This is a genomic window from Bradyrhizobium paxllaeri (genome assembly GCF_001693515.2).
Taxonomy (GTDB): domain Bacteria; phylum Pseudomonadota; class Alphaproteobacteria; order Rhizobiales; family Xanthobacteraceae; genus Bradyrhizobium; species Bradyrhizobium paxllaeri.
The window spans coordinates 1,439,350-1,460,517 of the sequence record NZ_CP042968.1; the positions used below are offsets into that span (position 1 = coordinate 1,439,350).

At 58.2% G+C, this 21,168-nt stretch carries 18 protein-coding genes and 1 pseudogene; 6 read left to right on the plus strand and 13 right to left on the minus strand.

Going from position 1 to position 21,168, the window contains the following annotated elements:
- The first annotated feature begins 68 nt into the window (after positions 1-68).
- Genes LMTR21_RS06795 through LMTR21_RS06810 form a run of 4 tightly spaced genes read left to right on the plus strand, consistent with a single transcriptional unit; the run spans position 69 to position 4,497 of the window.
- Complete coding sequence (locus LMTR21_RS06795) at positions 69-1,280, plus strand: ABC transporter substrate-binding protein (RefSeq protein WP_065755830.1); 1,212 nt, start codon at positions 69-71, stop codon at positions 1,278-1,280.
- 52 nt (positions 1,281-1,332) lie between these two features.
- On the plus strand, positions 1,333-2,568 hold the full coding sequence (locus LMTR21_RS06800) for an FAD-dependent monooxygenase (protein WP_065755831.1): 1,236 nt from the start codon (positions 1,333-1,335) through the stop codon (positions 2,566-2,568).
- 42 nt (positions 2,569-2,610) lie between these two features.
- The gene (locus LMTR21_RS06805) at positions 2,611-3,912 is read left to right on the plus strand and encodes an MFS transporter (RefSeq protein ID WP_065755832.1); all 1,302 of its coding nucleotides are present in this window, start codon (positions 2,611-2,613) and stop codon (positions 3,910-3,912) included.
- A 45-nt stretch (positions 3,913-3,957) separates the two neighbouring features.
- Positions 3,958-4,497: a nuclear transport factor 2 family protein gene (locus tag LMTR21_RS06810; protein WP_065755833.1), complete on the plus strand. Its 540-nt coding sequence runs from the start codon at positions 3,958-3,960 to the stop codon at positions 4,495-4,497.
- Positions 4,498-4,829: 332 nt separating this feature from the next.
- On the opposite strand, the gene LMTR21_RS40720 is transcribed toward LMTR21_RS06810, so the two are convergent.
- The 5 genes from LMTR21_RS40720 to LMTR21_RS06830 form a co-directional block, all read right to left on the minus strand.
- Positions 4,830-5,726, minus strand: a complete 897-nt coding sequence (locus tag LMTR21_RS40720) for a tyrosine-type recombinase/integrase (protein WP_246175362.1) — start codon at positions 5,724-5,726, stop codon at positions 4,830-4,832.
- On the minus strand, positions 5,708-6,148 hold the full coding sequence (locus tag LMTR21_RS40725) for a hypothetical protein (RefSeq protein WP_246175364.1): 441 nt from the start codon (positions 6,146-6,148) through the stop codon (positions 5,708-5,710). The genes LMTR21_RS40720 and LMTR21_RS40725 overlap by 19 nt, the downstream gene beginning before the upstream one ends.
- Before the next feature lie 747 nt (positions 6,149-6,895).
- Positions 6,896-8,002 (minus strand): DUF305 domain-containing protein, encoded by a 1,107-nt coding sequence (locus LMTR21_RS06820; protein ID WP_065755834.1) that lies wholly within the window; start codon positions 8,000-8,002, stop codon positions 6,896-6,898.
- A 25-nt stretch (positions 8,003-8,027) separates the two neighbouring features.
- Complete coding sequence (locus LMTR21_RS06825; protein WP_065755835.1) at positions 8,028-8,207, minus strand: hypothetical protein; 180 nt, start codon at positions 8,205-8,207, stop codon at positions 8,028-8,030.
- A 13-nt stretch (positions 8,208-8,220) separates the two neighbouring features.
- Positions 8,221-9,396: a zinc-dependent alcohol dehydrogenase gene (locus LMTR21_RS06830; protein WP_065755836.1), complete on the minus strand. Its 1,176-nt coding sequence runs from the start codon at positions 9,394-9,396 to the stop codon at positions 8,221-8,223.
- Between the two features lie 133 nt (positions 9,397-9,529).
- Between LMTR21_RS06830 and LMTR21_RS06835 the strand changes: the two genes are divergently transcribed.
- A complete protein-coding gene (locus LMTR21_RS06835) occupies positions 9,530-10,315 on the plus strand; it encodes an SDR family NAD(P)-dependent oxidoreductase (RefSeq protein WP_065755837.1) in 786 nt (261 codons plus the stop codon).
- Between the two features lie 81 nt (positions 10,316-10,396).
- Here LMTR21_RS06835 and ligD read toward each other — a convergent pair.
- Positions 10,397-13,047, minus strand: a pseudogene (ligD, locus tag LMTR21_RS06840) (DNA ligase D).
- Between the two features lie 96 nt (positions 13,048-13,143).
- Here ligD and LMTR21_RS06845 point away from each other — a divergent pair.
- A complete protein-coding gene (locus LMTR21_RS06845; protein WP_065755894.1) occupies positions 13,144-14,160 on the plus strand; it encodes an ATP-dependent DNA ligase in 1,017 nt (338 codons plus the stop codon).
- A 1,051-nt stretch (positions 14,161-15,211) separates the two neighbouring features.
- Here the strand turns inward: LMTR21_RS06845 and LMTR21_RS06855 are convergent.
- The 7 genes from LMTR21_RS06855 to LMTR21_RS06880 form a co-directional block, all read right to left on the minus strand.
- Positions 15,212-15,820, minus strand: a complete 609-nt coding sequence (locus tag LMTR21_RS06855) for a gamma carbonic anhydrase family protein (RefSeq protein ID WP_065755838.1) — start codon at positions 15,818-15,820, stop codon at positions 15,212-15,214.
- 269 nt (positions 15,821-16,089) lie between these two features.
- Positions 16,090-16,521, minus strand: a complete 432-nt coding sequence (locus LMTR21_RS06860) for a CBS domain-containing protein (protein ID WP_065755895.1) — start codon at positions 16,519-16,521, stop codon at positions 16,090-16,092.
- Positions 16,522-16,627: 106 nt separating this feature from the next.
- Entirely contained in the window at positions 16,628-16,963 is a 336-nt protein-coding gene (locus LMTR21_RS06865) for a hypothetical protein (RefSeq protein ID WP_141688576.1), read from the minus strand.
- 149 nt (positions 16,964-17,112) lie between these two features.
- Positions 17,113-18,360 carry a DUF763 domain-containing protein gene (locus tag LMTR21_RS06870; RefSeq protein WP_065755840.1) on the minus strand — a complete coding sequence of 416 codons (1,248 nt, stop codon included), beginning with the start codon at positions 18,358-18,360 and terminating at the stop codon, positions 17,113-17,115.
- Between the two features lie 51 nt (positions 18,361-18,411).
- Positions 18,412-18,984 (minus strand): alpha-ketoglutarate-dependent dioxygenase AlkB, encoded by a 573-nt coding sequence (locus tag LMTR21_RS06875; RefSeq protein WP_065755841.1) that lies wholly within the window; start codon positions 18,982-18,984, stop codon positions 18,412-18,414.
- Positions 18,985-19,243: 259 nt separating this feature from the next.
- Positions 19,244-19,420 carry a hypothetical protein gene (locus tag LMTR21_RS39945; RefSeq protein ID WP_187399320.1) on the minus strand — a complete coding sequence of 59 codons (177 nt, stop codon included), beginning with the start codon at positions 19,418-19,420 and terminating at the stop codon, positions 19,244-19,246.
- A gap of 146 nt (positions 19,421-19,566) precedes the next feature.
- Positions 19,567-20,835, minus strand: coding sequence for a DUF892 family protein (locus LMTR21_RS06880; protein ID WP_065755842.1), 1,269 nt, complete (start codon positions 20,833-20,835; stop codon positions 19,567-19,569).
- Positions 20,836-21,168: the final 333 nt, after the last annotated feature.

Genomic DNA, 21,168 nt, shown 5'->3' on the forward strand with positions numbered 1-21,168 from the left:
TAGATATATGTAGGTATACTGACATAAAGACACCTGGCTAGGGGTGCTTAAGGTGGGGAGGAGGAATGATGAAACGCTCTGTCATCGTAGCGGCGGCGATCGCGGCCCTGGTGTCAATTGCCGGCGCGCAGGCCGAGATTTCTAATGGTGTCGTCAAAATCGGCGTGCTGAACGACCAGTCGAGCCTGTACGCCGACGCCGCCGGGCCGGGCTCAGTCCTTGCGGCGCAAATGGCTGTTGAGGATTTCGGCTCCATTGGGCCCGGCATCAAGATCGAAGTAGTATCCGCTGATCACCAGAATAAGCCTGATGTCGGCTCGGCGCTCACGCGTCGATGGCTCGATGTCGATGGCGTAGACGCCATACTGGACGTTCCGAATTCGGGCGTTGCGTTGGCGGTCAATGAGATCGTGCGCGGCTCCCGCCATGCCTTTCTAGCGTCGAGTACGGCGTCTTCCGACCTGACCGGGAAGGCGTGCTCTCCAAATACCGTACAATGGACCTTCGATACGTGGTCCGTCGCCAACGCGACCGTTAGATCCGTTACCGAGCGCGGCGGATCGCCGTGGTTCTTCCTCACGGCAGACTATGCATTTGGCTATGCCCTGGAGCGCGACGCCACTGCGGCTATCACGGCAAACGGAGCCAAGGTCCTCGGCTCCGTTCGTCACCCGACAGGAACGTCGGATTTCTCGTCGTTCCTGCTGCAGGCGCAGTCCTCGAAGGCCAAGGTCATTGGTCTGGCAAATGCGGGCGGCGACACAAGCGTTGCAATCAAGCAGGCGTCCGAATTCGGTATCCCGCAAGGCGGTCAAACCATGGCTGCTCTGCTGGTTTTCGTCTCGGATATTCACGCCATCGGATTGCAGACCGCACAGGGTCTGCTGTTTACGGAAGCGTTTTACTGGGACCTGAACGACAAGACCCGCGAATGGAGCAAACGGTTTGCCGCACGCAACAAGGGCAAGATGCCGACGATGAATCACGCGGGGGTCTATTCTTCGGTCCTCGCCTATCTCGGTGCCGTCAAAGCAACCAACTCGGACGACGGCGCCGAGGCAATTGCGAAAATGAAGGAAGGCGCCATTGATGACAGTCTGTTCGGCCGCGTGGTCGTACGGGCCGACGGCCGCGCGATCCATGACATGTACCTCTTCCAAGTCAAGAAGCCCGAAGAGTCGAAGGGGCCGTGGGATTACTATTCGCTCGTCAGCACGATTCCCGCGAACCAGGCCTTCAGGCCGCTCGATCAGGGTGGCTGCGCGCTCGTGAAAAAATAGTGACCACGGCCGGGCGCGGCCGACGGAACTCAAACGCAAGGCGGTATCCAGGATGAACAAGAACCCCGATGAAATTCTGATCGTGGGTGGCGGTCTCGGTGGCCTTTCCACCGCGCTCGCGCTCGGCAGGAAGGGAATGGCGGTTCGCCTGCTCGAACAAAGCGAGCAGATTGGCGCGATTGGATACGGGATCCAGATTGGCCCCAACGTGTTTCAAGCGTTCGAACAGTTGGGTATAGCCGACCTCGTTCGCAAGCAATCCCATATGCCGAGCGCGCTATTGATGCTTGACGCCTATTCCGGCGAACAGCTTGCCGCGGTTCCCTTTGACGCCGCATTCAGGAGCTGGTTCAGCGCTCCCTATGTCGCGATTCATCGGGTCGATCTGCATCATATTCTTCTCGATGCCTGTCGAAAGCTGCCCAACGTCCGGCTCGACCAATCCGTTACGGTGTCCGGGTTTCGGGACCTCGGCGATCGCGTGGAGGTCGCTACGGCCGACGGGAAGACGATTGAAGGCGCGGCCCTGATCGGCGCCGATGGTCTGCGATCCGTGATCCGGTCGCAGCTCCATCCAAATGACCATCCCCGATCGATCGGATACGTCGCTCATCGCACCATTGTTCCGGTCGATGCCGTACCGAAAGGCGTCCGATGCCACGAGGTCGTGCTCTGGGTCGGGCCCGCATTTCACATCATTTACTACCCGCTGCGAAACCGGACCGAGCTCAACATTGTCGCCGTATTCAAGACCGACACATTCGCTCAGAAGAACAATCCCGCAGCGCACAAGGCCGAACTGCAGCACACGTACCGCGACACGCATCCCGAGGTGCAGGCGGTGCTGGGATTGATCGATCTTTCCAGACGTTGGCCGCTCGCCGACCGGGATCCCATCCGGCATTGGGCCAGGGGCCGTGTCACCCTGCTGGGCGATTCCGCCCACGCGACGCTGCAATCTCTCGCGCAGGGCGCGGGGATGGCAATTGAAGATGCCGTCTATCTTGCCGCTCTTCTGGATGTCCCAAACGGCGACGTTGCTGCCACGTTTCTACAGTTCCAGCGGGATCGCGTGGTGCGGACCTCCCGTGTCCAGCTCGAGTCGCGGGCGCTGTGGGATGTGTATCACGCAGAAGACGCCATTTCCCGCGATGTCCGGCGTCAGCAGTATCAGGATCGCGACGCGGAAGACTATTACCGCTGCTTGAAATGGCTCTGGACGCCTATCGAGATGCCGACGGTGCCAGGAACAGCGCCAGGACTTCGGGGTCAACTGCCGGCACATTGACTCTGTGCAGGCGCATTCATCGCATGAACGTACGGGGCAAACATGCTGCTTGAACGCGATACCTTGAAAGCTGTCACCCGGAGGATCATTCCTTTTCTGGTGCTCTGCTATTTTCTGGCGTTCATCGATCGGGTGAATGTCAGCGTTGCGGCCTTGACCATGAATCGCGATCTGGGCTTCTCTCAGGCCGTCTTTGGCTTCGGCGCTGGACTTTTCTTCGTCAGCTATTTTTTCTTTGAAGTCCCCTCTAATATCATCATGCAGAAGGTCGGCGCGCGGCGCTGGATCGCGCGCATCATGGTGAGTTGGGGTCTCGTCGCGGGCGCCATGGCGTTCGTGCAGGGCGAGCAGAGCTTTTATGCTCTTAGGCTGTTGCTCGGTGTCGCCGAGGCGGGGTTCTTTCCGGCCGTTCTCTTTTATTTGAGCTACTGGTTTCCCGAGGCATATCGCGGGCGCGTATTTTCATACTTTCTGGCTGCGGTTCCCCTTGCCGGCATTATTGGCCTGCCGCTCTCCGGTCTCCTGCTCGGACTGGATGGCGTCCTCGGCCTGAAAGGCTGGCAGTGGCTCTATCTGCTCGAAGCGCTGCCGAGCGTCATTGTGGGCGTCATCGCGTATTTCTATCTCACCGATCAGCCGGCGGAAGCCAAATGGCTTACGCAGGATAAACGGGCCTGGCTGGTGCAGTCCCTGCGCGCCGAGGCCGATCGCCCCAAGCAGGCTCGCCCCGGAAATTGGAGCAACCTGCTCGACATTCGCGTCATCTGTTTCGCCGCGATCCATTTTTGCGGAAATCTGGCCATCTATGGCCTGGGGTTCTTCCTGCCTCAAATCGTGAAGACCCTGGGGCTGACCGATCTCAGAGCCAGCATGGTGGCGGCTCTTCCATACGTCGTGGGCGCCATCGGAATGTTGTACTGGGGCTCGCGCTCCGACCGGGGCGGCGACCGTCGCTGGAACGTTTTTCTTCCCTTCGTACTGTCCGCTTTTGGATTTGTGGGCGCAGCATCGTTGAGCGATCCCTATCTGGTCGTGGCTTCGCTCTGTCTCGCCGCCTTCGGTTGTCTGGGGTATGCGCCCGTGTTCTGGACGTTGCCGACGGCGTTCCTGTCCGGGACTGCTTCGGCAATCGCCATTGCGGCCATCAATTCGATCGGCAATTTTGCCGGTTTTCTCGGGCCCTTCACCGTTGGTTATCTGCGCGATGCAACGGGCTCGTTCTCGGCCGGACTGTTCGCAAGCGCTGCGGTCATGACAACTGGCGCAATCCTGATTTTGCTGTCCACGAGAGGTCGGGCGACAGCTCTGGTGTCCCCGTCGTCTCCAAAGGTAGCTGCAGAATAGATGCGAGCCGCCGTCAGGCTGAACCCATCGATCGTGAGGTGAGATATGACCCTTGACCAGCAGGCTCTCCGAACCTTGCTCGTAAAAGAGCGTCTTCACGAACTGGAGATGGCTTACTGCCGTGGGGTCGATCGCAGGGACCCGGATCTCCTCCGCTCGATCTTTTTCAGCGACGCTGTCGAGGAGCACGGAGAGATGTACCGGGGGGCGGCAATGGATTTTGTCGACTGGGTCTTCAAGGAGTTTATCGGCAAATACGAGCTGACCACCCATTACGTCCTGAACGAATGGTACCGCGTAGACGGCGATCGCGCAGAGGGCGAAACGCACCGCATTTCGCACCACCGCATTCGAACGCCGGAAGCCAAGGAGACGATCGCCGCGTGTCGCACCTTCAACCGCTATGAATGCCGGAATGGAGTTTGGAAGATTTCATATCGCGGAGTGGTGCGTGATTGGATTTATGAACGGCCGTTCGACGAAGCGCTGTATGCCGGGACTTATGCAATGACGCTAAGCAAGCCGGGAGCGGCGGACCGTTCGTACGAACTCCTTTCGCTTTTTCGGAGGGGTGCGATTGATTAGAATATCTAAGTATTGGCTCCCGAGCTGTTTTCCGAATAAGCATGGCCACAAGAGTTCCGCTCGCCCGAGATGACCGAGCCATCCGCTTCTTAATCAGCGATTCCTAAGTTTTACGGCACACCCTGAGGAATTGAGCGATTATATCATTGAATTTATTGGGCAATGGTGAACGCCCTAGGGATGGACCTTGCACCTCTCCCGAGTGGAAAAGCCGCCGCATCATCGCGACGGCTTCTGGCAACGCTGCTGGAAAGATCAGGCGGCAAGTTTGGTGCGGATCTCGTCAGCGTGATTACCGGCGCCATCAGACGAATGAGTTACAGGATGATCCCTTACGCGCGTTTTCCCATCGGCACCACTTTTCCGTCACTCCGCGGCACCAAGGACACGACCGCCGCCCTCGCGAGGTCTTCCAAGGCGGTCGCAATGTATTTCGCGTAGTGCCGCTCGATCATTTTGACCGAGGTGTTGTGCAGTTTGGCGACCTGTTGGATGGGCAAGCCCTTTCGGAGACCGCGCACGATGCTCGAGTGCCGCAAAGCATAGGGAATTACCTCCGGCATACCGGCACGCTCGCGAATGGCCTTCCAGGGACGTGCAAGTTCGCCTCTTTTCCACGGACCGCGTTCAGACTTCTTCCACGCGATACCCCCCGGCTCCTGTTCATGGATCCATCGCTCGAAAAGCGGCGCATCGCTTGGTCGCCCGGCGATTGCCGGCAAAAGCACCTCGATTACATCGTCGCCCACCGGGACCGGGTCTGAGCCGCTATTGCCACCGCGCCCTTTGTAGGAGCCCGGCACCATCAGGCGCCGTGCCGAAACCTGTACGTCGCTCACTCGCATTCGCCTGACTTGGGCATACCGCGCGCCGGTCGCGGCCAGACATACGACGATCCGATATAGATCGCCGTCAAATCCTTGCTCCTGATCGACTTCACACGCAGCTTGAAGGACGGTGCCAACTGCCTCATTCGTGAGAATCTGGTTATCCCGAGCAACCGACGCATTGTCATCATCATCGATCCGCTCGGCTTTGAAGCCGGCCTTCACAATGGCGAGGAACGTCGGATTCAGCTTCTTTCGATCTGCAGAAAGCCGCGGCCACGCGGCATTTAGTGCGGCCTTGAGGTCATTCACGAACCGCTGCTTGGTCGTGACCTTTAAGTCCTCCGGCAGACCCTCGCGCCACGTTATCAGGTCGTTTTCTGTCAAGGCATGCAGATACACCGATGCGCGAGGAGCAGGTTCCGCAGCTTCCTGATTGCCGCGCTTTTCTTGACCAAGAACGTAGCGCCGCAGCTTGGTACTGGCGTCGGATCGGACGTCGCGACCTGTTCGGCGCTTTTCTCGAGCGTCGCGTTCCTGACGTAGGATTCAACGGCCGATCGTACGGTAGGAGCCGGGCCTGCCGCCTGCGAAGCTGCTTCTGTCCTGGCTCGAGCTACGGCCTCCCGTGCCGTTCTCACGGCCTGTTCGAAGGTCAGAATCCCGGCGGCCAGCTTGGCATTGATGTCGTTGGCGACGCCGACTGACACCTGCTTGTAGTTGCCGCCTTTGTGGTGATTACGCCAGCGGACAAACCAAACGCCGCTCTGTTTTCCTTTGCGATAGCCCAGATGTGCTTCCGCATCGAGGCGACGCCAATGCACGCCAAGCTCGAGCCTGAGCGCGCATTAGCCGTCGTGACTTGAGCCTCGGTGAGTGTCTTCGACATTCGGTGAGTGCCTTCGACATAGCGTTTTGTCGCACCGCTATACGTCGAATATTAGTCGAATATACGACGGTGTATGTCAGCGAACAATACTGAACTACGGGCATTCAACCTATTGAAAATACTGGATGTCGGCGAATGTTGGCGAACGAAGGCGGAGCCATTATTTGCCCCTCTCAAGGCTGAAACAGGGGTTCGATTCCCCTAGGGAGCGCCAGCAAACTCAGGCACTTAGGCGGCCATCAGCCGCGTTCGTTGGATTAGGACACTGGTGAACAGCGGCGAACGCTTGCGGAATTTACTGCCGACATTAGCAGCCTCGTTGCGATACCTCACTGTGGGCGGCTCATTCGCGAAAAATTTCCTCGTCGCCCTTGGTGTCCGGAAATATTCAAACCGCCGCTGACGTGCGCTGTCGTACGCGAGCGCTCTCGGATGCTCGCATTGACGTTGCTTGCCGCACAATCAACTCTTGTCCTGTCGAGCTTTGTGCGAATAGGAGGGTTGAGATACAATCGACGAGACAACTGGCGGACAACAGCCGCAGCCGACGAACCATCCACGAGGCCCAGCTGCTCGACCGCCTCCGCGAGCATTATGCAACTGCGACGGCTTAGGGTCTTATGGCACTGGCCACAATATTCGCTTACCGAATCGACACGGATTGAAGCGCCCGCAACGAATCTTAGTTGACGTTATCGGCCAGCATGTTTTGAGTGGCCGTGAGAACGGCAGCGGCACCCTCAATTCTATTCATCAGCGCAATTTCACCTTGTTGCCCATGTCGGATGGCGTGCGCCATAATCCGGAGCCTCGGATCGCCGCGGCGTCGCCATTGCTTATCGGCCATTTTCACCGCCCCCGCATGGTGAATTGTCATCAGCTCAATGAACGTGCGATCGAACTGGTCGCTGGACGCCGATCGCGCCTCTTTCATTTGATCTGTCGTCAGATAACCCGGCATGCCCGCACGCTCCTGAGCGGTGCACTCTGGCATCGGAAGAGAGAACCAGCTTTGCCACCACGCACCGAAGATCCGGATCTCGCCGACTTGGCTGGCGACCATCAGGCTCGCCAGAGCCCGAAGATGCGGATCTTGCGAGCGTTGCTCTCCTAGCCTTGCAAGCTCGATACCCTGTGCGTGGTGCGTCGTCATGTGACGCATATAGGTCTGATCGGCCTCGGGATCCTTGCCCATCCAAGGCCATTCCCAACCGAACTGGCTTGAGAGGGCGAGCATTGCGAGAATACAAATGATGGCCAGGCTACCGGCGCCCCACGCCCGAGCCGCCCTCACTGCCTTCGTCGAAGGCGCGCGACCATGCGGCCAGCGTAGCCACGCGAATATGGGGTACATACCGGCCGAAGCCATATGCACCAGAAGGCCGGTCCAGTATGGCTGCTGAAGTGTGAACAAAGGCTGTTGGAAGGGAAGTAATGGTACCAATACAAGCCATTCGGAAGCGGAAGTGAACACCGCCCAGGGTATGGCCAAGAGAAAGATGCGCAACGGAGAAAGCTCCGCGGTCCAGCGGCCGAGGAGACCGAAGAATATCACGGCCCAGGAAAAATCCGCCCATTGATGAAACGCAATCCCGGCGAGGATCGCACTCCAGGACGGTTCGGCGCTTAGCGCCGCATCGCGCATCGGAATGGCGGCAACGGTCATCCAGTCGACGAAAGCGTCGCGTCCCAAACGGGCAGCGAAGAGCTGGCTGACGATGGTCGAGAAGCTGCTGCTGATGAGTCCTAGTTCGGCTGCCGCGATCCAGTTCGATTTTGGCTCGGCCATGAGGCACCGAAGGATTTGCGCATCCTCAAGTCAATTTGTCGAGGTTGCCGAGAGGCTTGATCTCGGGCGGTTCTTTTCGTTCTTCCCGGCCTTGGCGTTCCTGTGCATTGCCTTCGTCGTGGAGACCTTGGTCCCCCAGAATCTCGCCTATAAGGCGTTTGGCTTTACCGGCGACCTCGTTCGTGATGGTTTTCGGATTGGCCATGACCCTGATCTCCTTAACCAAATGGCTTCATGACGACCTTGATGCAGCCGTCCTTTTTCCCCCGAAAGGTTTTGTAGAGCTCCGGTCCTTGCTCAAGGGTCGCGCGGTGCGTGATGACAAAGGACGGGTCGATCTGCCCCTTTTCTATCCGCTCCATCAGCTTCGGCATGTAATGCTGAACCGGTGTCTGCGCCATTCTGAAAGTGAGGCCACGATTGATCGCGCTGCCCATCGGAATGTTATCCAGCATACCGCCGTAGACGCCGACGATCGAGACAGTGCCGAAGTTGCGGCAGCATTGAATGGCTTGGCGCAGCACATGTGGGCGGTCGGTGCCCATGAAAGTCGCCACTTTGATACGGTCCACGACCGAATCCAGGCTCGCTTTGGTCTCGGGCTCCGTGCCGACCGCATCGACGCAGGCATCGGCGCCTCGACCATTCGTCAATTCCTGGATGCGGTCGTAAATGTCTTCCTTCATGAAATCGAGCGTCGTGGCGCCCGATTTCTGTGCGAGAGCCAGGCGCTCCGGCACTGTGTCTATCGCAATCACGCGCTCAGCGCCGAGTAGAAAGGCGCTTTTGATCGCGAACTGGCCGACCGGGCCGCAGCCCCATACGGCGACCGTCTCTCCGCCTTTTAGGTTGCAGAAATCGGCCGCCATGTAGCCGGTCGGAAAAATGTCCGACAGAAAAAGGACCTGCTCATCGCTCAAACCTTCCGGCACCTGGTAGGGGCCTACATCCGCATATGGGACCCGCATGTATTCCGCCTGGCCGCCTGCGAAGCCGCCGAGCATATGGGAGTAGCCGAATAAACCGGCAGGCGAGTGTCCCCACATCTTCTTGGCTTCCTTGGCGTTCGGATTGGAACGCTCGCAACCCGAATAGTACCCATTCTTGCAGAAGAAGCATTCGCCGCAAGCAATCGTAAATGGTACGACGACCCGATCGCCGACCTTCAGTTTTTTGTTTTCTTTGCCGACTTCAACCACTTCGCCCATCGTTTCATGGCCGAGTACGTCACCCCTTTCCATGGTCGGCATGATGCCATCGAAGAGGTGCAGATCCGAACCGCAAATGGCACAGGCGGTCACCTTGATAATCGCATCGCGTCCTTCCTGAATTTTCGGATCGGGAACCGATTCACAACGGACGTCGCTTTTGCCGTGCCAGGTGAGGGCTTTCATACGGTGCTCCGGGAATATCTATCTGAATCAAGTGTCCTCTTGGCGCGCGGTTCCAAACGAAAATAGGAACGCCGCGGGTGCCGTGCTGATTAAAAGATGAGGGAGCAAAGAGGGACATCATTGGAGACGCTGCATGGCTGGACAATTTGCAATCGTGACTGGGGCTTCCACCGGCATCGGCTTCGAACTCGCGCGGATATGTGCCCGTGAAGGTTTTGATCTGCTGATTGCCGCCGATGAGCCCGAGATCCACGACGCGGCCCAGAAGCTGCGAGATGAAAAGGGTGGAGGTGCTATTGAGGCCCTCCACGTCGATCTCGCCACCATGGAGGGTGTCGATCAGCTTTATGACGCAGCCAAGAGCCGGCTAGTCGACGTGCTAATGGCCAACGCCGGACGAGGGCTAGGCCATGCTTTCCTTGATCAAGATTGGCCGCGGGCGCGGGAAGTCATTGATACCAACGTAATGGGCACAACCTATCTGATTCACAAAGTAGGCCGGGATATGCGCCGAGCTGATCAAGGCCGTATCCTTATCACAGGCTCGATTGCCGGGTTTACGCCCGGAAGTTTCCAGGCGGTCTACAACGCCACCAAATCCTATCTGAATTCCTTTTCCTTTGCGCTGCGCGAAGAATTGCGCGAGACGAAGATTAGTGTGACCTGCCTGATGCCCGGGGCCACCGAGACCGAATTCTTCGCGCGCGCCGATATGCTCGATACCAAGGTGGGCTCGGAAGCAAAGGATGACGCTGCCATGGTTGCCAGAGCCGGCTTCGACGCCATGATGAAAGGCGAAGGCGACGTCGTCAGCGGACTGAAAAACAAGATACAATCCGCAGTCGCCAATGTGACGCCGGCCGAACGGTTGGCCAAGCAACACCGGAAGATGGCGGAGCCCGGAACGGCAAAATCCTAAACTAAAGTTCGCCGCGCGGACCGGTCTCCATGGCCGCCGCGACATGGACAGGAACTGTCAGCCATGCAGCTGCGCTGTCAGCTATGCAGCGAGGCCAATTGACCCACTCTTTATTTGCGAAATGGCACGTCGAAGTGGCCGTTCGCTCTCACAGTATTCCTCCCACGCTTTTGATTTCTTCAGCAGCTTTGGAACTGATTTCAACGTGTACTTCAGCGGATCGAGACCTTGGCGCACCTGCGGCCAAGCCAGAGGCATCGAGACGGGAGCATGTGGTCTGCCACGTGGCGAGAGCGGCGCGACCGCGGTCGAAAAACGGTCATTTCGGAGATAGTCGAGGAAAATTTTTCCCCTACGCTTGGCTTTAGACATATTGACGAGAAAGCGGTCGGGTGAGTCTGATGCCATGGCCGTAGACACCTGACGGGCAAAGCTCTTTGCCGTTGGCCAGTCAAGCTTCTCGCCTTTTCGGGGCCGTGCCAAAGGCGTTACCACATGCAGCCCTTTGCCTCCCGTAGTTTTGCAGAATGAAGCCAAACCAAGTTTCGCTAATCGGTCCCTAAGCTCCAAGGCAGCCTCGATCACGCGATCGAATTCAACCTCGGGCGCGGGGTCAAGATCGAACACGAGGCGACCGGGAAGAGCAGGATCCCCTGGCTGATTATTCCACGGGTGAAGCTCGACGGCTGCGCTCTGGGCCACTGCAGCAAGCCCTTCGATGCGATCGATCTGAATGTATGGTTTGCGATCGCCTCCGACTGAAACCTGCTCCAGCAGATTCGAGCCCCCCTTCATTGCGTGACGCTGAAAGAAGCGCTCGCCCGTTATGCCGTCGGGCGCGCGGATGATCGAGCATGGGCGTCCTTTCAAATGCTGCATAATCCACGGGCCGACCTCCCTATAATATTCGGCAAGCTGCAGTTTAGTCATCGCACCTTCGCCATCGTCGGGCCAGAGGACTTTGTCTGGCCGACTTAGCGGCACGCCCATTACGATATCGTTTGCAGAAGCCTTGCGAACGCCCGCTCGCTTTGTCGCAGGCTTGCGGACTTCGATCGTCTCAAGCGGTGCCGGCGTTTCGGCCTCCACTTCCGTGGCCGGCTTATCTGTCCGCAAGCCCTTGAAGGCGGCCTGCCGGATCATGCCCGACCCTGTCCAGCCCGCGAATTCGATCTCAGCGACGAGGGCGGGCTTAAGCCAGTGTATGCCGGTTCTATTCTTGGGGGCGTCTTTCCCACCGAAGGGATTTACATCCGAAGCCAGAGCCTTCAGCTGCGGCATAAGCCGGCTCACTTTATCGCCGCCATAGCCCGTGCCGATATTGCCGACATAGACGAGATGGTTGCCTCGATAAACTCCGGCCATCAGCGAGCGAAACGCCGAGCCATTGCTGTTCCAGCCGCCGATCACGACCTCGTACCCAGCGCGGCATTTGGCTTTGGTCCAGTGCGCTGTGCGGCCCGATACATAAGGCGCGTCCACTTCCTTCGAAACGATACCTTCAAGTGACATACGACAGGCTGACTTCAGGACGGCATCGCCACCACTCTCGTAGTGCTCCACGTAACAGATTTCGAGTTCTTTCTTTCCAAATGTTGTTACCAGCAACTTCTTGAGTGCATTCTTTCGTTCGACTAGTCCTTTCCGACGAACGTCCAACTTCCTTTGGAATATTAGATCGAAGGCATAGAAGATCAGGTCGTCCGTCTTTTCCTCCGACAACGCTGCCTGCAATCCCGCGAAGTCGGGTGAACCGCGATGATCCAGAGCCACGATTTCGCCGTCGATCAAGCAATCGGGCAGACTGGCGGCTGCTAGCGCGATCGCCGGGAACTTCCTTGTCCAATCGAGACCTTTGCGAGTCTTGAGCGTAACCATGCCGCTGGCGACGCGCATTTGGATCCGGTAACCATCGAACTTGATCTCGTGGACCCACGAATGTCCCGAAGGCGGACGATCGACCGAGGTACACAGCTGTGGCGCTATGAATGCCGGAAGTCTAACGCCGGACGAAGCCTTCTTTTTGCGCCTCGCCGACCCGACAGACGACCGCTTAACCGCTGCGCGTGTACGGGCGGCGGCGCGTTTCGAACCCCAAACCGCCTTTGCCGGCCGCCTTGCGCGTGCGGCGCTCATGAAGGGTTTAGGTCCCTTGCCCTTTCCTTCCGCAATCTCGTCCATGGAACGACCGGAGGCCACCGAACGGTCGTCTTTGAGGATGCTATTCTTCTTCCCTTCACGGGATGCTTTGTCGCGATGTTTGATGAGTAGCCAGTTGGTGCGTCTCTCGCCTTCACGTGGTCGCATGCGGGTCAAGATCCAGCCTCCGGAGAGTTTGTCCCGTCGACGATGAAATCGAGCTTGCCTTTACGGTAGCTCTGCTGCGGATCTTCACATTCCCAATAGCCGCGATCCCAAAGCATCACGGTGCCACCGCCATATTGGCCTTTCGGGATTGTACCCTCGAAGTCGCCGTAATCGAGTGGATGGTCTTCGACTTCCACGGCAAGACGCTTGTCAGAAGGATCGAGCGAGGGTCCTTTCGTCACCGCCCATGATTTGAAAACACCATCGATTTCCAGGCGCAAATCGTAATGCAAGCGAGAGGCCGCATGCTTCTGAATAACAAAACGCAGGCGCTTCGAGCTTTTCACACGCTTGGTGCCGCGCGGCTCGCCAGTCTTTTCGAAGTCGCGTTTGGCATGGTAGCGGGCCAGCAATTTCTTGACCACAGGGATGCTCTCCGATTGCTTCAGGAACAGAAAGCCGACCGTGCTGTTAAAGTTCCAGTTCGGAAGTTGACAAAACGGGAGACATTCGTGCTCGCCATGGAGGCCCGCTCGGTCGACAAACTGCCACGAGGAGCCGAGTGGCAGTATGAGCCCAAGTGGGATGGCTTTCGTTGCCTCCTGATCCGAAGCGGGGATCGCCTTCGGATGCAGTCCAAATCCGGACGAGATCTCGTCCGGTACTTTCCCGAAGTTGCGGTCGCGGCCATGAGCCTGGCCGACATGCAGTTTACGCTTGATGGTGAGCTGGTTATTCCAGTCGGTAATCGCTTTTCGTTCGATGATCTTTTGCAGCGCATTCACCCGGCGGCGAGCCGCATCAAACGTCTTGCCGCGGAAACACCCGCGATATTCCTTGCGTTCGATCTTCTTCGCTGCGGTACCGATGATATGGATAGGCTCCCGCTCATGAAACGACGGCCTGCGCTCGAACGGTTCGCCAAACGGCATTTCAAGCACAGTGACGTCTTCCGACTGTCTCCCTCGAGTCGGGATCATAGCGATGCCAAACGGTGGTTAGCTTCGGCCGGCGGTGGCAGCGACGGTGTCATTGCCAAACGCCTCGATCTTCCCTACCAAAGTGGCAATCGCAACGGCATGCAAAAGATTAAACGCATGCGCTCCGCAGACTGCGTGATCGGTGGCTTTCGCTATGGTGAGAGGCGTACCGCGGGACGCAAGATTGTAGGTTCGCTCCTGTTAGGCCTCTACGATGAAGAGGGCCTGTTGAACCATGTGGGCTTCACGTCGGGGCTCAAGTCAGGACAAAAGGCAGCGCTGACGGACAAACTCGAGGTCATTGCCAGCGACCGCAGCTTTACCGGAAATGTCCCAGGCGGCCCGAGCCGCTGGTCGACAAGGCGATCGGCCGAATGGCAACCGGTAAAACCGAAATTCGTCGTTGAGGTGTCCTACGATCACTTCACCGGTGGGCGCTTCCGGCACGGCACAACAATCCTGCGCTGGCGGCCAGACAAGAAGCCGCGGCAATGCACGATGGAACAGCTCCAGCAGAAAGCAGTCCTGCCGGCGACCTTACTCCGCAGGTCGGTCTAGCGATGACTGCAAAAGGGCTCTTCTATCTGGAGGACTGAGCGAAGCAGAAGAGCAAATCCGGAACCCTCTGCATCGATAAAAAGAAAGGCAGCCTCGCATTTAGGTCGTGATCCGGCGCAACTCCTAGCTTCTCTTGGCTGTCTTAGCTCGTCGATTGTAAGGAGAGCGGTTCACCGGTCTCAATGATATTCCTTCACGGTGGGCTTTGCTGCGGATAGCTGCAATGGGCCGTTGAAGCTTGACACTCATCACGCGGGCAGGAGTGTTACCCTTCGCGAGTTGCTTCAACTTGTTCACGTCCGTCATCGACCAAGGCTGACGAGATCGGCGTTTGTACGAGGGATTTGCCTTGCGCGGTCCCTTCTTGCCGATCGGCGAACCTGGCCGCTTCCATGCGGTTCTTGCCATGAGTTCCTCCGTTAAGTCCTCGTTTAACGATGGAATCCGCCAAATTGTTCCTTTAGTCACCGTTGCTCGGTAGATCGCTCGCAAACGGGCTACGTCGCGAATCGCTCATCCATGATCCGTTTGCAGACATCGGACGCGACTCGATTCGAAAGCCGACGTCGCTGTAGTTTCGAGAGCGCCGCCGTTTGGGAAATCTGTTTACTTTATCGCCTGCAGGTCCAGCGGGTTGCTGCGTCGTCGCGGCGGTGATGGAAAGGCGCGCACCCTGGCGGCGTGTCATGACCAGCACGGCCGAGACTGATGCCATGTCGCACTTGCGTCAGGCCGAGTAGCATCTGGATTCGTGATCCCTTCGGCGGCAGACGAGCCTTCGTCATTCAAGCGAGATTAGGCCGTGTACATAAGCCCCATCGACGTGATGAGAAGGCAATGTTCGCTTTGCCCTATAGCGGCCGGAGTTGTACGGCAGCGCAAAATGTCGCGAAGGGCCGCAACCGGACATCCCGTCAAACGCAAGCCGGTACTCGCATTCCTTTTGACGGAATGCCTACATGCCCTGGGCATGACGGCGTTTCGAATAGCTCCCCATCGGCCAGCACGCGGGCTTCGATCTGAGGAAATCCCGGAGGACTCCGACGCAGCGCTATAGCTCCCGATCGTCGCGGTGATCGGCAAGCCCGCCCGCCACGCGTCGGGTGACCTCCTTCATGTCCATGTCGACGCCGCTGCCGGACTGGCGCTCCAGCCCGTAGACCTCTTCGGGAAAGTTCATCCCTGCCAGGATCGCGTTCAAGTCCTCGTGCTTGTCGGGCGGGAACAGCTGAGCAGGATCGCCGACTGCCACCCATTTGATCGGGACAAGCGAGTTCGGCGGCAGGACGCTGTGCACGTGGACCACGCCGTCGATGCGAACCTCTGTGAGCCGCCCGATGACTGCGCCTTGATAGATTTTGACGCCCGTGGCCAGGAAGCACTCGTCCTCGATGATGCAACCCTTGAGGGAAGATTGCGGCCCGATCAGGACAAAGTCGCCGATCTCGACGGCATTCCGGCTGGTGCTGCGGATGTTGAGGTTCTCGCGGACGACGCACTGTGCGCCGATACGTACCGGCGCGCCGTGTGCCTCAATCACCGCCCCGAACGAGACGTGCGTACGTGGACCGATCGTCACGTCGCCACAGATCACCGCCGTTGGGGCCACATAGGCGGTTGGATCGATGCTCGGCCGCTTACCTTGGTGCTCAATCAGCATGAGAAGCTCCGTTGGTCCCAATCCACGAACGAGTAAGGACAGCTAGCGGTTCCGTCGCGATTGATGGCTACTGGAGCGGTGAGTCCCTGCCTGTCCGGTGCGAAAGGCAGGAACGCGAGGAAAACTTCCTTAGGCTAATGCCGCACTCAACGCAGCACTGCACCGGCTTTTGTGGGTGTGGCCCGTGCGGCCGGCAACGGACAGTAACGACGCTCGGATGGCTAAACGGCAGCAGCCATCTGCGGACGTAAGCCTTGCCAGTTGATGGTTTATAGCTGGGCGTGCTGTCCGCCCGGCCGCGATATCTGGCTGAGCGCTTCACCGGTGCCATTGCCTGCCTGTGCCTGTGCGATATCGCCGAGCGCGATAATGCCGACCAACCGTTTGTCGCGACTAAGCACCGGCAACCGCCTGACCTGGATGTCGCCCATGTTGGCGGTGATCTCGTGAAGATCCTGATCGTCATAGCAGTACTTGACCTCGGCGGTCATGACATCGCCCACGCGGGAATCCGGCCCTCGGCCCAAGGCAACCCCGCGGACCGCGATATCGCGGTCGGAAATCATTCCGACCAGACACTTATTGTCGGTCACTGGAAGCAAACCCACGGCAAGTGCCGCCATCGCTTCGGCCGCATCTTTTAGCGTGTCATCGGGCGTACAGAGCTGAACTTCAGGACTCATGACGTCACGAACTTTCATGAATGTCTCCTGTTGCAGTCGCTTCTGCCGCCAACAGATTTTGCGGATTAGTGTTCCTTTGTTCATCGACATCTTTGTGAAGCGCGGTAAGCAACGAGACCTTTCCTCACCGCGTAATCAGCGTGTGCTCGATGGTTCGCGCCCGTCGATATTCCCTAAAGGCGGCTATCGCGCGGTTCGAAAGCGCCAGCCGGTTCCGCTGTCCCTGTCCGATCATATGTTCAATTTTGCCTGTCAGGAATTGATTGATTTCTCCGGGATCATCAATCTCGCCGCTGCGTTCGAGAAACTCCCAAGCGATCTGCTTGGCTTCCATGAGGAGCTGCGGGTTGGCATCGTCCCTGAACCACGTCGACATCGTCTTTCCTCGATCTTTGACCGAGGAACCCCGCAAATCGGGACGGCTTCCTAAAGATCGCTGCTTGCGGAAAATGATTTGCATCCAGATGCAGCCTGGGAACGACATAGACACGGTCCTCATTGAGCCGAGCTAGGTTCAAAAAGGAGAAATCCGCGAAGAAGCGAACCTCCAAATTCCCGGTCAGTTATTCATAACTGGTGTCTTTTTTTGTGCGTGCATCCGCGAAATCGTTATCTAAGCTTTTGAAAATTCCATTTAGGGAGATCGATTTCCCAACCGAATACCGATCGTCCGCCGAGCGAGGTGGAGCGGCTTCTCTCCGCCGCGACGTAGGCTTCAAACGACGGTCCGGTGGCCGTTCGTTCCAGCCGGCGAGCCTGGTCATCCAAACGCTTTAGGGCCTGCATTTCTTCGTCGCGGCCCAGTTTTGCCTGTTGCACCGCGGATTTCAGCACACGGATGGTTTCATCATAGACCTTGATCGGTACCGGATAAGGGTGGCGATCCTTGCCGCCATGCGCGAGCGAGAAACGAGCCGGATCACGAAAGCGATAGGGCGCGCCATGCACTACCTCCGCGACCATGGCGAGGGACTGCACGGTACGGGCTCCGACGCCCGGGGTAAGCAATAATTCCGGAAAGTCCAGTGGACCCCTCTCGGCGGCGGCGGCAAGTGTGCCGTGCAGGCGGCGGGTGAACACGTCGCTGCTGCGGACGTCGTGGTGGCCGGGCATGAGGAGGTGCGGCAATTCGGGCTGGGTCGCGACCTGGCCCGAGAGCGCCGCATATTCGCGGGTAATGCCCTCAGCCCCCAGCGCGCTGAGGAGTTCGAGCTGCGCGCTCCGGGAGCTTTCCGCCCGATGATCGGTCAGGTTAATGATTTCCCCTTGCGCCGGCCCGTCGATTGCACTGTGGGGTTCGTCGACAAAGCTGCGTAGGTTCTCGGAATGCCAGTGATAGCGACGGGCTTGCCGCTTCTCGCCATTCATGCCTTGTTGCACCACGGTCCATTTGCCGTCATCGGTGACGAAGAAACCATGCAGATAGAGTTCAAAGCCGTCCTGCACGGCCGCGCTGTCAACCTTGGCGACAAGTCGGCTGGCGCGTGCCAGCGCCCGGCCATCGAAACCGGTCCGCTCGCCAATCGCAGTCAACTCGTCCGGCGTGCGACGCGAATGTTTGCCGCGGCCGCCACAGACATAAATGCCGAGCTCGGCTTGCATTGGACTCAGTCCGCGCTTCAAGGCACCGATCACACTGGTGGTAATGCCCGATGAATGCCAGTCCATGCCCATTACAGCGCCAAACGATTGGAACCAGAATGGATGCGATAGCCGCTGCAGGAATTCATCGCGCCCATAGTGGTGAACCACAGCTTGGGTGATGATCGCGCCCAGCGAGGCCATGCGCTCGGCCAGCCAAGATGGCACGCGGCCCCCGTGTAGCGGTAGATCGGCACTGCCGGTTCGTCGGGTCATGGGTTTCCGAAAGGTTGAGTCGACCGAGCATATCGATAATGCGTTCGATCGTCAGGTTCGCTTCACCATCGTCCGAAAAGTGATTGAATATCGGGGAGCCTCCACAGCAGGAATACTGTGCTCCCAGTCCTGTCGGGAGGCGCCCGCCATCATGTAGATCGACCTCGGAGCCACATCGAGAGCAAAGCGCTCCCATTTTTCACTTACGGCCCGCCGAAAGCGGAACTTGCACGGTGAGCCTAGCGATAGCCCGAATATCCTGTCGAAATGCGGTTTGTCGCGGTGCCAGCCGATGCCGACGCCGGTGTCATATTCGGTACAGAGCACTTGAGCGATTTTGGTGCCCGGGCCGCCGAGCCCTTCGACGCGTTCGATCAGTTGCGTGAGCCATGGTGGGATCGGATCAGCCTCCTGCAGATGGCGCAGCGTATAGTCGTAGCGAAAGCCGAACGACGCCACGCGCCGCTTGCCCTCATATTGGCCGAACTGAAAGGGTTGCAGCGGAAGCGCTGCGACATGCTCGATCAAATCCCGTTCGGTCGCCGGCGAAATGAATTCGGCGGCGTAACGCAGGCCTTCGGGAGAGCGAGACGTGACGGCGAATAGCGAAAGCTGCTTGGCCAAACCGCCGGTCCTTTTTCAAGCGAATGAGGGCGCGGTTCATATAGGGCATGGTAAATCGGGAGGGAAGGGGACGTCGGCCCACTTCAAGGCAACGCTTGCATTGACCTGCGATTGACTTGTCGAACGTCCAGACAACTCACCGACTTCCGAATCTGCCTCATCCGAAATCCTGCGGATGCTAGACACCGTCAAACCGACAGTCGCAGTCGCGCGGTCAACGGTTCAATATCGCGTCCGCTCCGGAGCAAGTCGCTCGGCTTTATCCTTGGCGATGAATTTTCCCTCCGGCTTGTTTCCCTCTGTCCTTCAGGTCTGCATCGCGACGCTTGGCTTCCCCTGCATTTTTTGCGGCGTCCTTCCGCTGCCAATCGTTCAATGTTTCGCGAGAAATACCATCCTCTGCCTGGTCGGATTTTTGACTATTGCTCACTTTCATGTCCGCTTTCCTCCTTGTCGCGATTCAAAGTCTCGCCATTATCCTTGAGGATGTCCTCAGTTTCCTACCGGACCCGGTTCCTTGGACTTCCGAACGAGCCGTGCCGGCGGTTGCAGAAATGAATACTGGATTACGTACAGCATCGCTTATTCGGCCTGTTCGATCGCGGCAGGCATTTTTGCCACCGACATCAGCGATCGAGCGACCTGGTTGAGCAACTGGTCGGAGTTCTCTTCTTCAGCCAGCGATTTCGACAATAGCGCGACGATGGCACTATGGCGGAGTTGCTGGGCGAGGTTCTTCGCCGTTGTGTAAGCCGAGATCTCATAATGCTCCACGCGCTGCGCCGCACCAATCAGCGCCAGGTCGGCAGCCGGATCCTCCTTCTCTTCGCCTTCGGCCATGACCTCATCACCTTCCTCGACAAGGCCCATCATGCCCTTGCAAGGTTTCGCGCGGGCGGTCTTGCCGAGCAGTTCGAAGCATTCGTTAATGCGCTCCACCTGATTTTCGGTCTCGACGAGATGCTGCTCGAATAGCTCTCGTAGCTGGTCGAAACGCGCCGCTTCGGCCATCTTCGGAAGCGCTTTCGTCAGCTGTTTCTCCGCGTGCAGTATATCGCGGAGTTCGTCGACCAGTAGCTCGCTCAGCCCATTCGCGTCGACGGACGGCGAACTTTCCGTCACGATCGCGCTCGGGGCGCCAGCTTCGGCCTGAATAGCCGGCGAGTCCGTGAATACCCAGCCATTTCCCTCGTTCCAGGGTCCGCGAGTGTCGATTTCGCCATGCTCTCCGGTGCCAGTGGAATCATTGAAGAACTGGTCGACCAGTCCTGGTGTCGGCGCGATGCGGCCGATGCTGAAGGCTGATTTGCCCATGCTCTCGAGCGCCAAGGCAAACGCCTTCATGTGGGTAATTTCTCGGGTCATCAAGAACTGCAGCGCGTCCTTGGTGCCGGCGTCGTCACAGAAATTGATCAACCGTTCATAGACGATCTTCGCACGCGCTTCAGCCGCGATGTTGTTGCGCAGGTCGACGTCGAGTTCGCCGGTGATTTTCAGATAATCGGCAGTCCAAGGGTTGCCTTGAGAATTGAACAGGTTCACGCCGCCACCGCCCGCGATCGCAATCAGGGGATCGGCTTCGGCCGCCTGGCGATCGAACTTTGTTGGCTTGAGGTGCATGCGGGCGAGGGTTCCTACCACTTCGAGATGGCTCAGTTCTTCGGTGCCGATATCCATCAGTAGGTCTTTGCGATCCGGATCCTCGCAGTTCAGACCCTGTATCGAATATTGCATCGCGGCTGCGAGTTCGCCATTGGCACCGCCGAACTGCTCCAGGAGCATATTGCCAAAGCGTGGATCCGGTTCGTCGACGCGGACGGTGAACATCAGTTTCTTGACGTGGTGATACATTGGAAGCCTCGAAGCGAGAGGGAAATATCGGTTCGAACGGTAGGCGCTCTGGTTTGTTCCTCCGCGGTCGAAGGATTGCCGTCGGACGGCGATGTCGCCGAGATGGAGACGAACTGATTGGGAAGCATTGGATAGGAGCGGGCGAACAAATTGAACGGCAATTCGAAATGGTTGGATGATTATCCGGATGCAATGGGAAGGTCGCCGCCATCTATCAGAAGGACAACCAGCAAGCGCGACGCTGTGCCCGGAGGCGTGCGGTGGCGGAGGGTTCCGGTCCGAGCCGTAAACGACAGAGTAACAACGGGCGGCACGGTCCGGTACTCCCTTCTT

Coding starts and splice junctions, on each gene's coding strand:
- LMTR21_RS06795 (WP_065755830.1), top strand. CDS start 69: ATGAAACGCTCTGTCATCGTAGCGGCGGCGATCGCGGCCCTGGTGTCA.
- LMTR21_RS06870 (WP_065755840.1), bottom strand. CDS start 18,360: ATGACCCGACGAACCGGCAGTGCCGATCTACCGCTACACGGGGGCCGC.
- LMTR21_RS06830 (WP_065755836.1), bottom strand. CDS start 9,396: ATGAAAGCCCTCACCTGGCACGGCAAAAGCGACGTCCGTTGTGAATCG.
- LMTR21_RS06820 (WP_065755834.1), bottom strand. CDS start 8,002: ATGGCCGAGCCAAAATCGAACTGGATCGCGGCAGCCGAACTAGGACTC.
- LMTR21_RS06805 (WP_065755832.1), top strand. CDS start 2,611: ATGCTGCTTGAACGCGATACCTTGAAAGCTGTCACCCGGAGGATCATT.
- LMTR21_RS06810 (WP_065755833.1), top strand. CDS start 3,958: ATGACCCTTGACCAGCAGGCTCTCCGAACCTTGCTCGTAAAAGAGCGT.
- LMTR21_RS06880 (WP_065755842.1), bottom strand. CDS start 20,835: ATGTATCACCACGTCAAGAAACTGATGTTCACCGTCCGCGTCGACGAA.
- LMTR21_RS06825 (WP_065755835.1), bottom strand. CDS start 8,207: ATGGCCAATCCGAAAACCATCACGAACGAGGTCGCCGGTAAAGCCAAA.
- LMTR21_RS06855 (WP_065755838.1), bottom strand. CDS start 15,820: ATGCTGATTGAGCACCAAGGTAAGCGGCCGAGCATCGATCCAACCGCC.
- LMTR21_RS06860 (WP_065755895.1), bottom strand. CDS start 16,521: ATGAAAGTTCGTGACGTCATGAGTCCTGAAGTTCAGCTCTGTACGCCC.
- LMTR21_RS06835 (WP_065755837.1), top strand. CDS start 9,530: ATGGCTGGACAATTTGCAATCGTGACTGGGGCTTCCACCGGCATCGGC.
- LMTR21_RS06845 (WP_065755894.1), top strand. CDS start 13,144: ATGGAGGCCCGCTCGGTCGACAAACTGCCACGAGGAGCCGAGTGGCAG.
- LMTR21_RS39945 (WP_187399320.1), bottom strand. CDS start 19,420: ATGAAAGTGAGCAATAGTCAAAAATCCGACCAGGCAGAGGATGGTATT.
- LMTR21_RS06800 (WP_065755831.1), top strand. CDS start 1,333: ATGAACAAGAACCCCGATGAAATTCTGATCGTGGGTGGCGGTCTCGGT.
- LMTR21_RS06865 (WP_141688576.1), bottom strand. CDS start 16,963: ATGCAAATCATTTTCCGCAAGCAGCGATCTTTAGGAAGCCGTCCCGAT.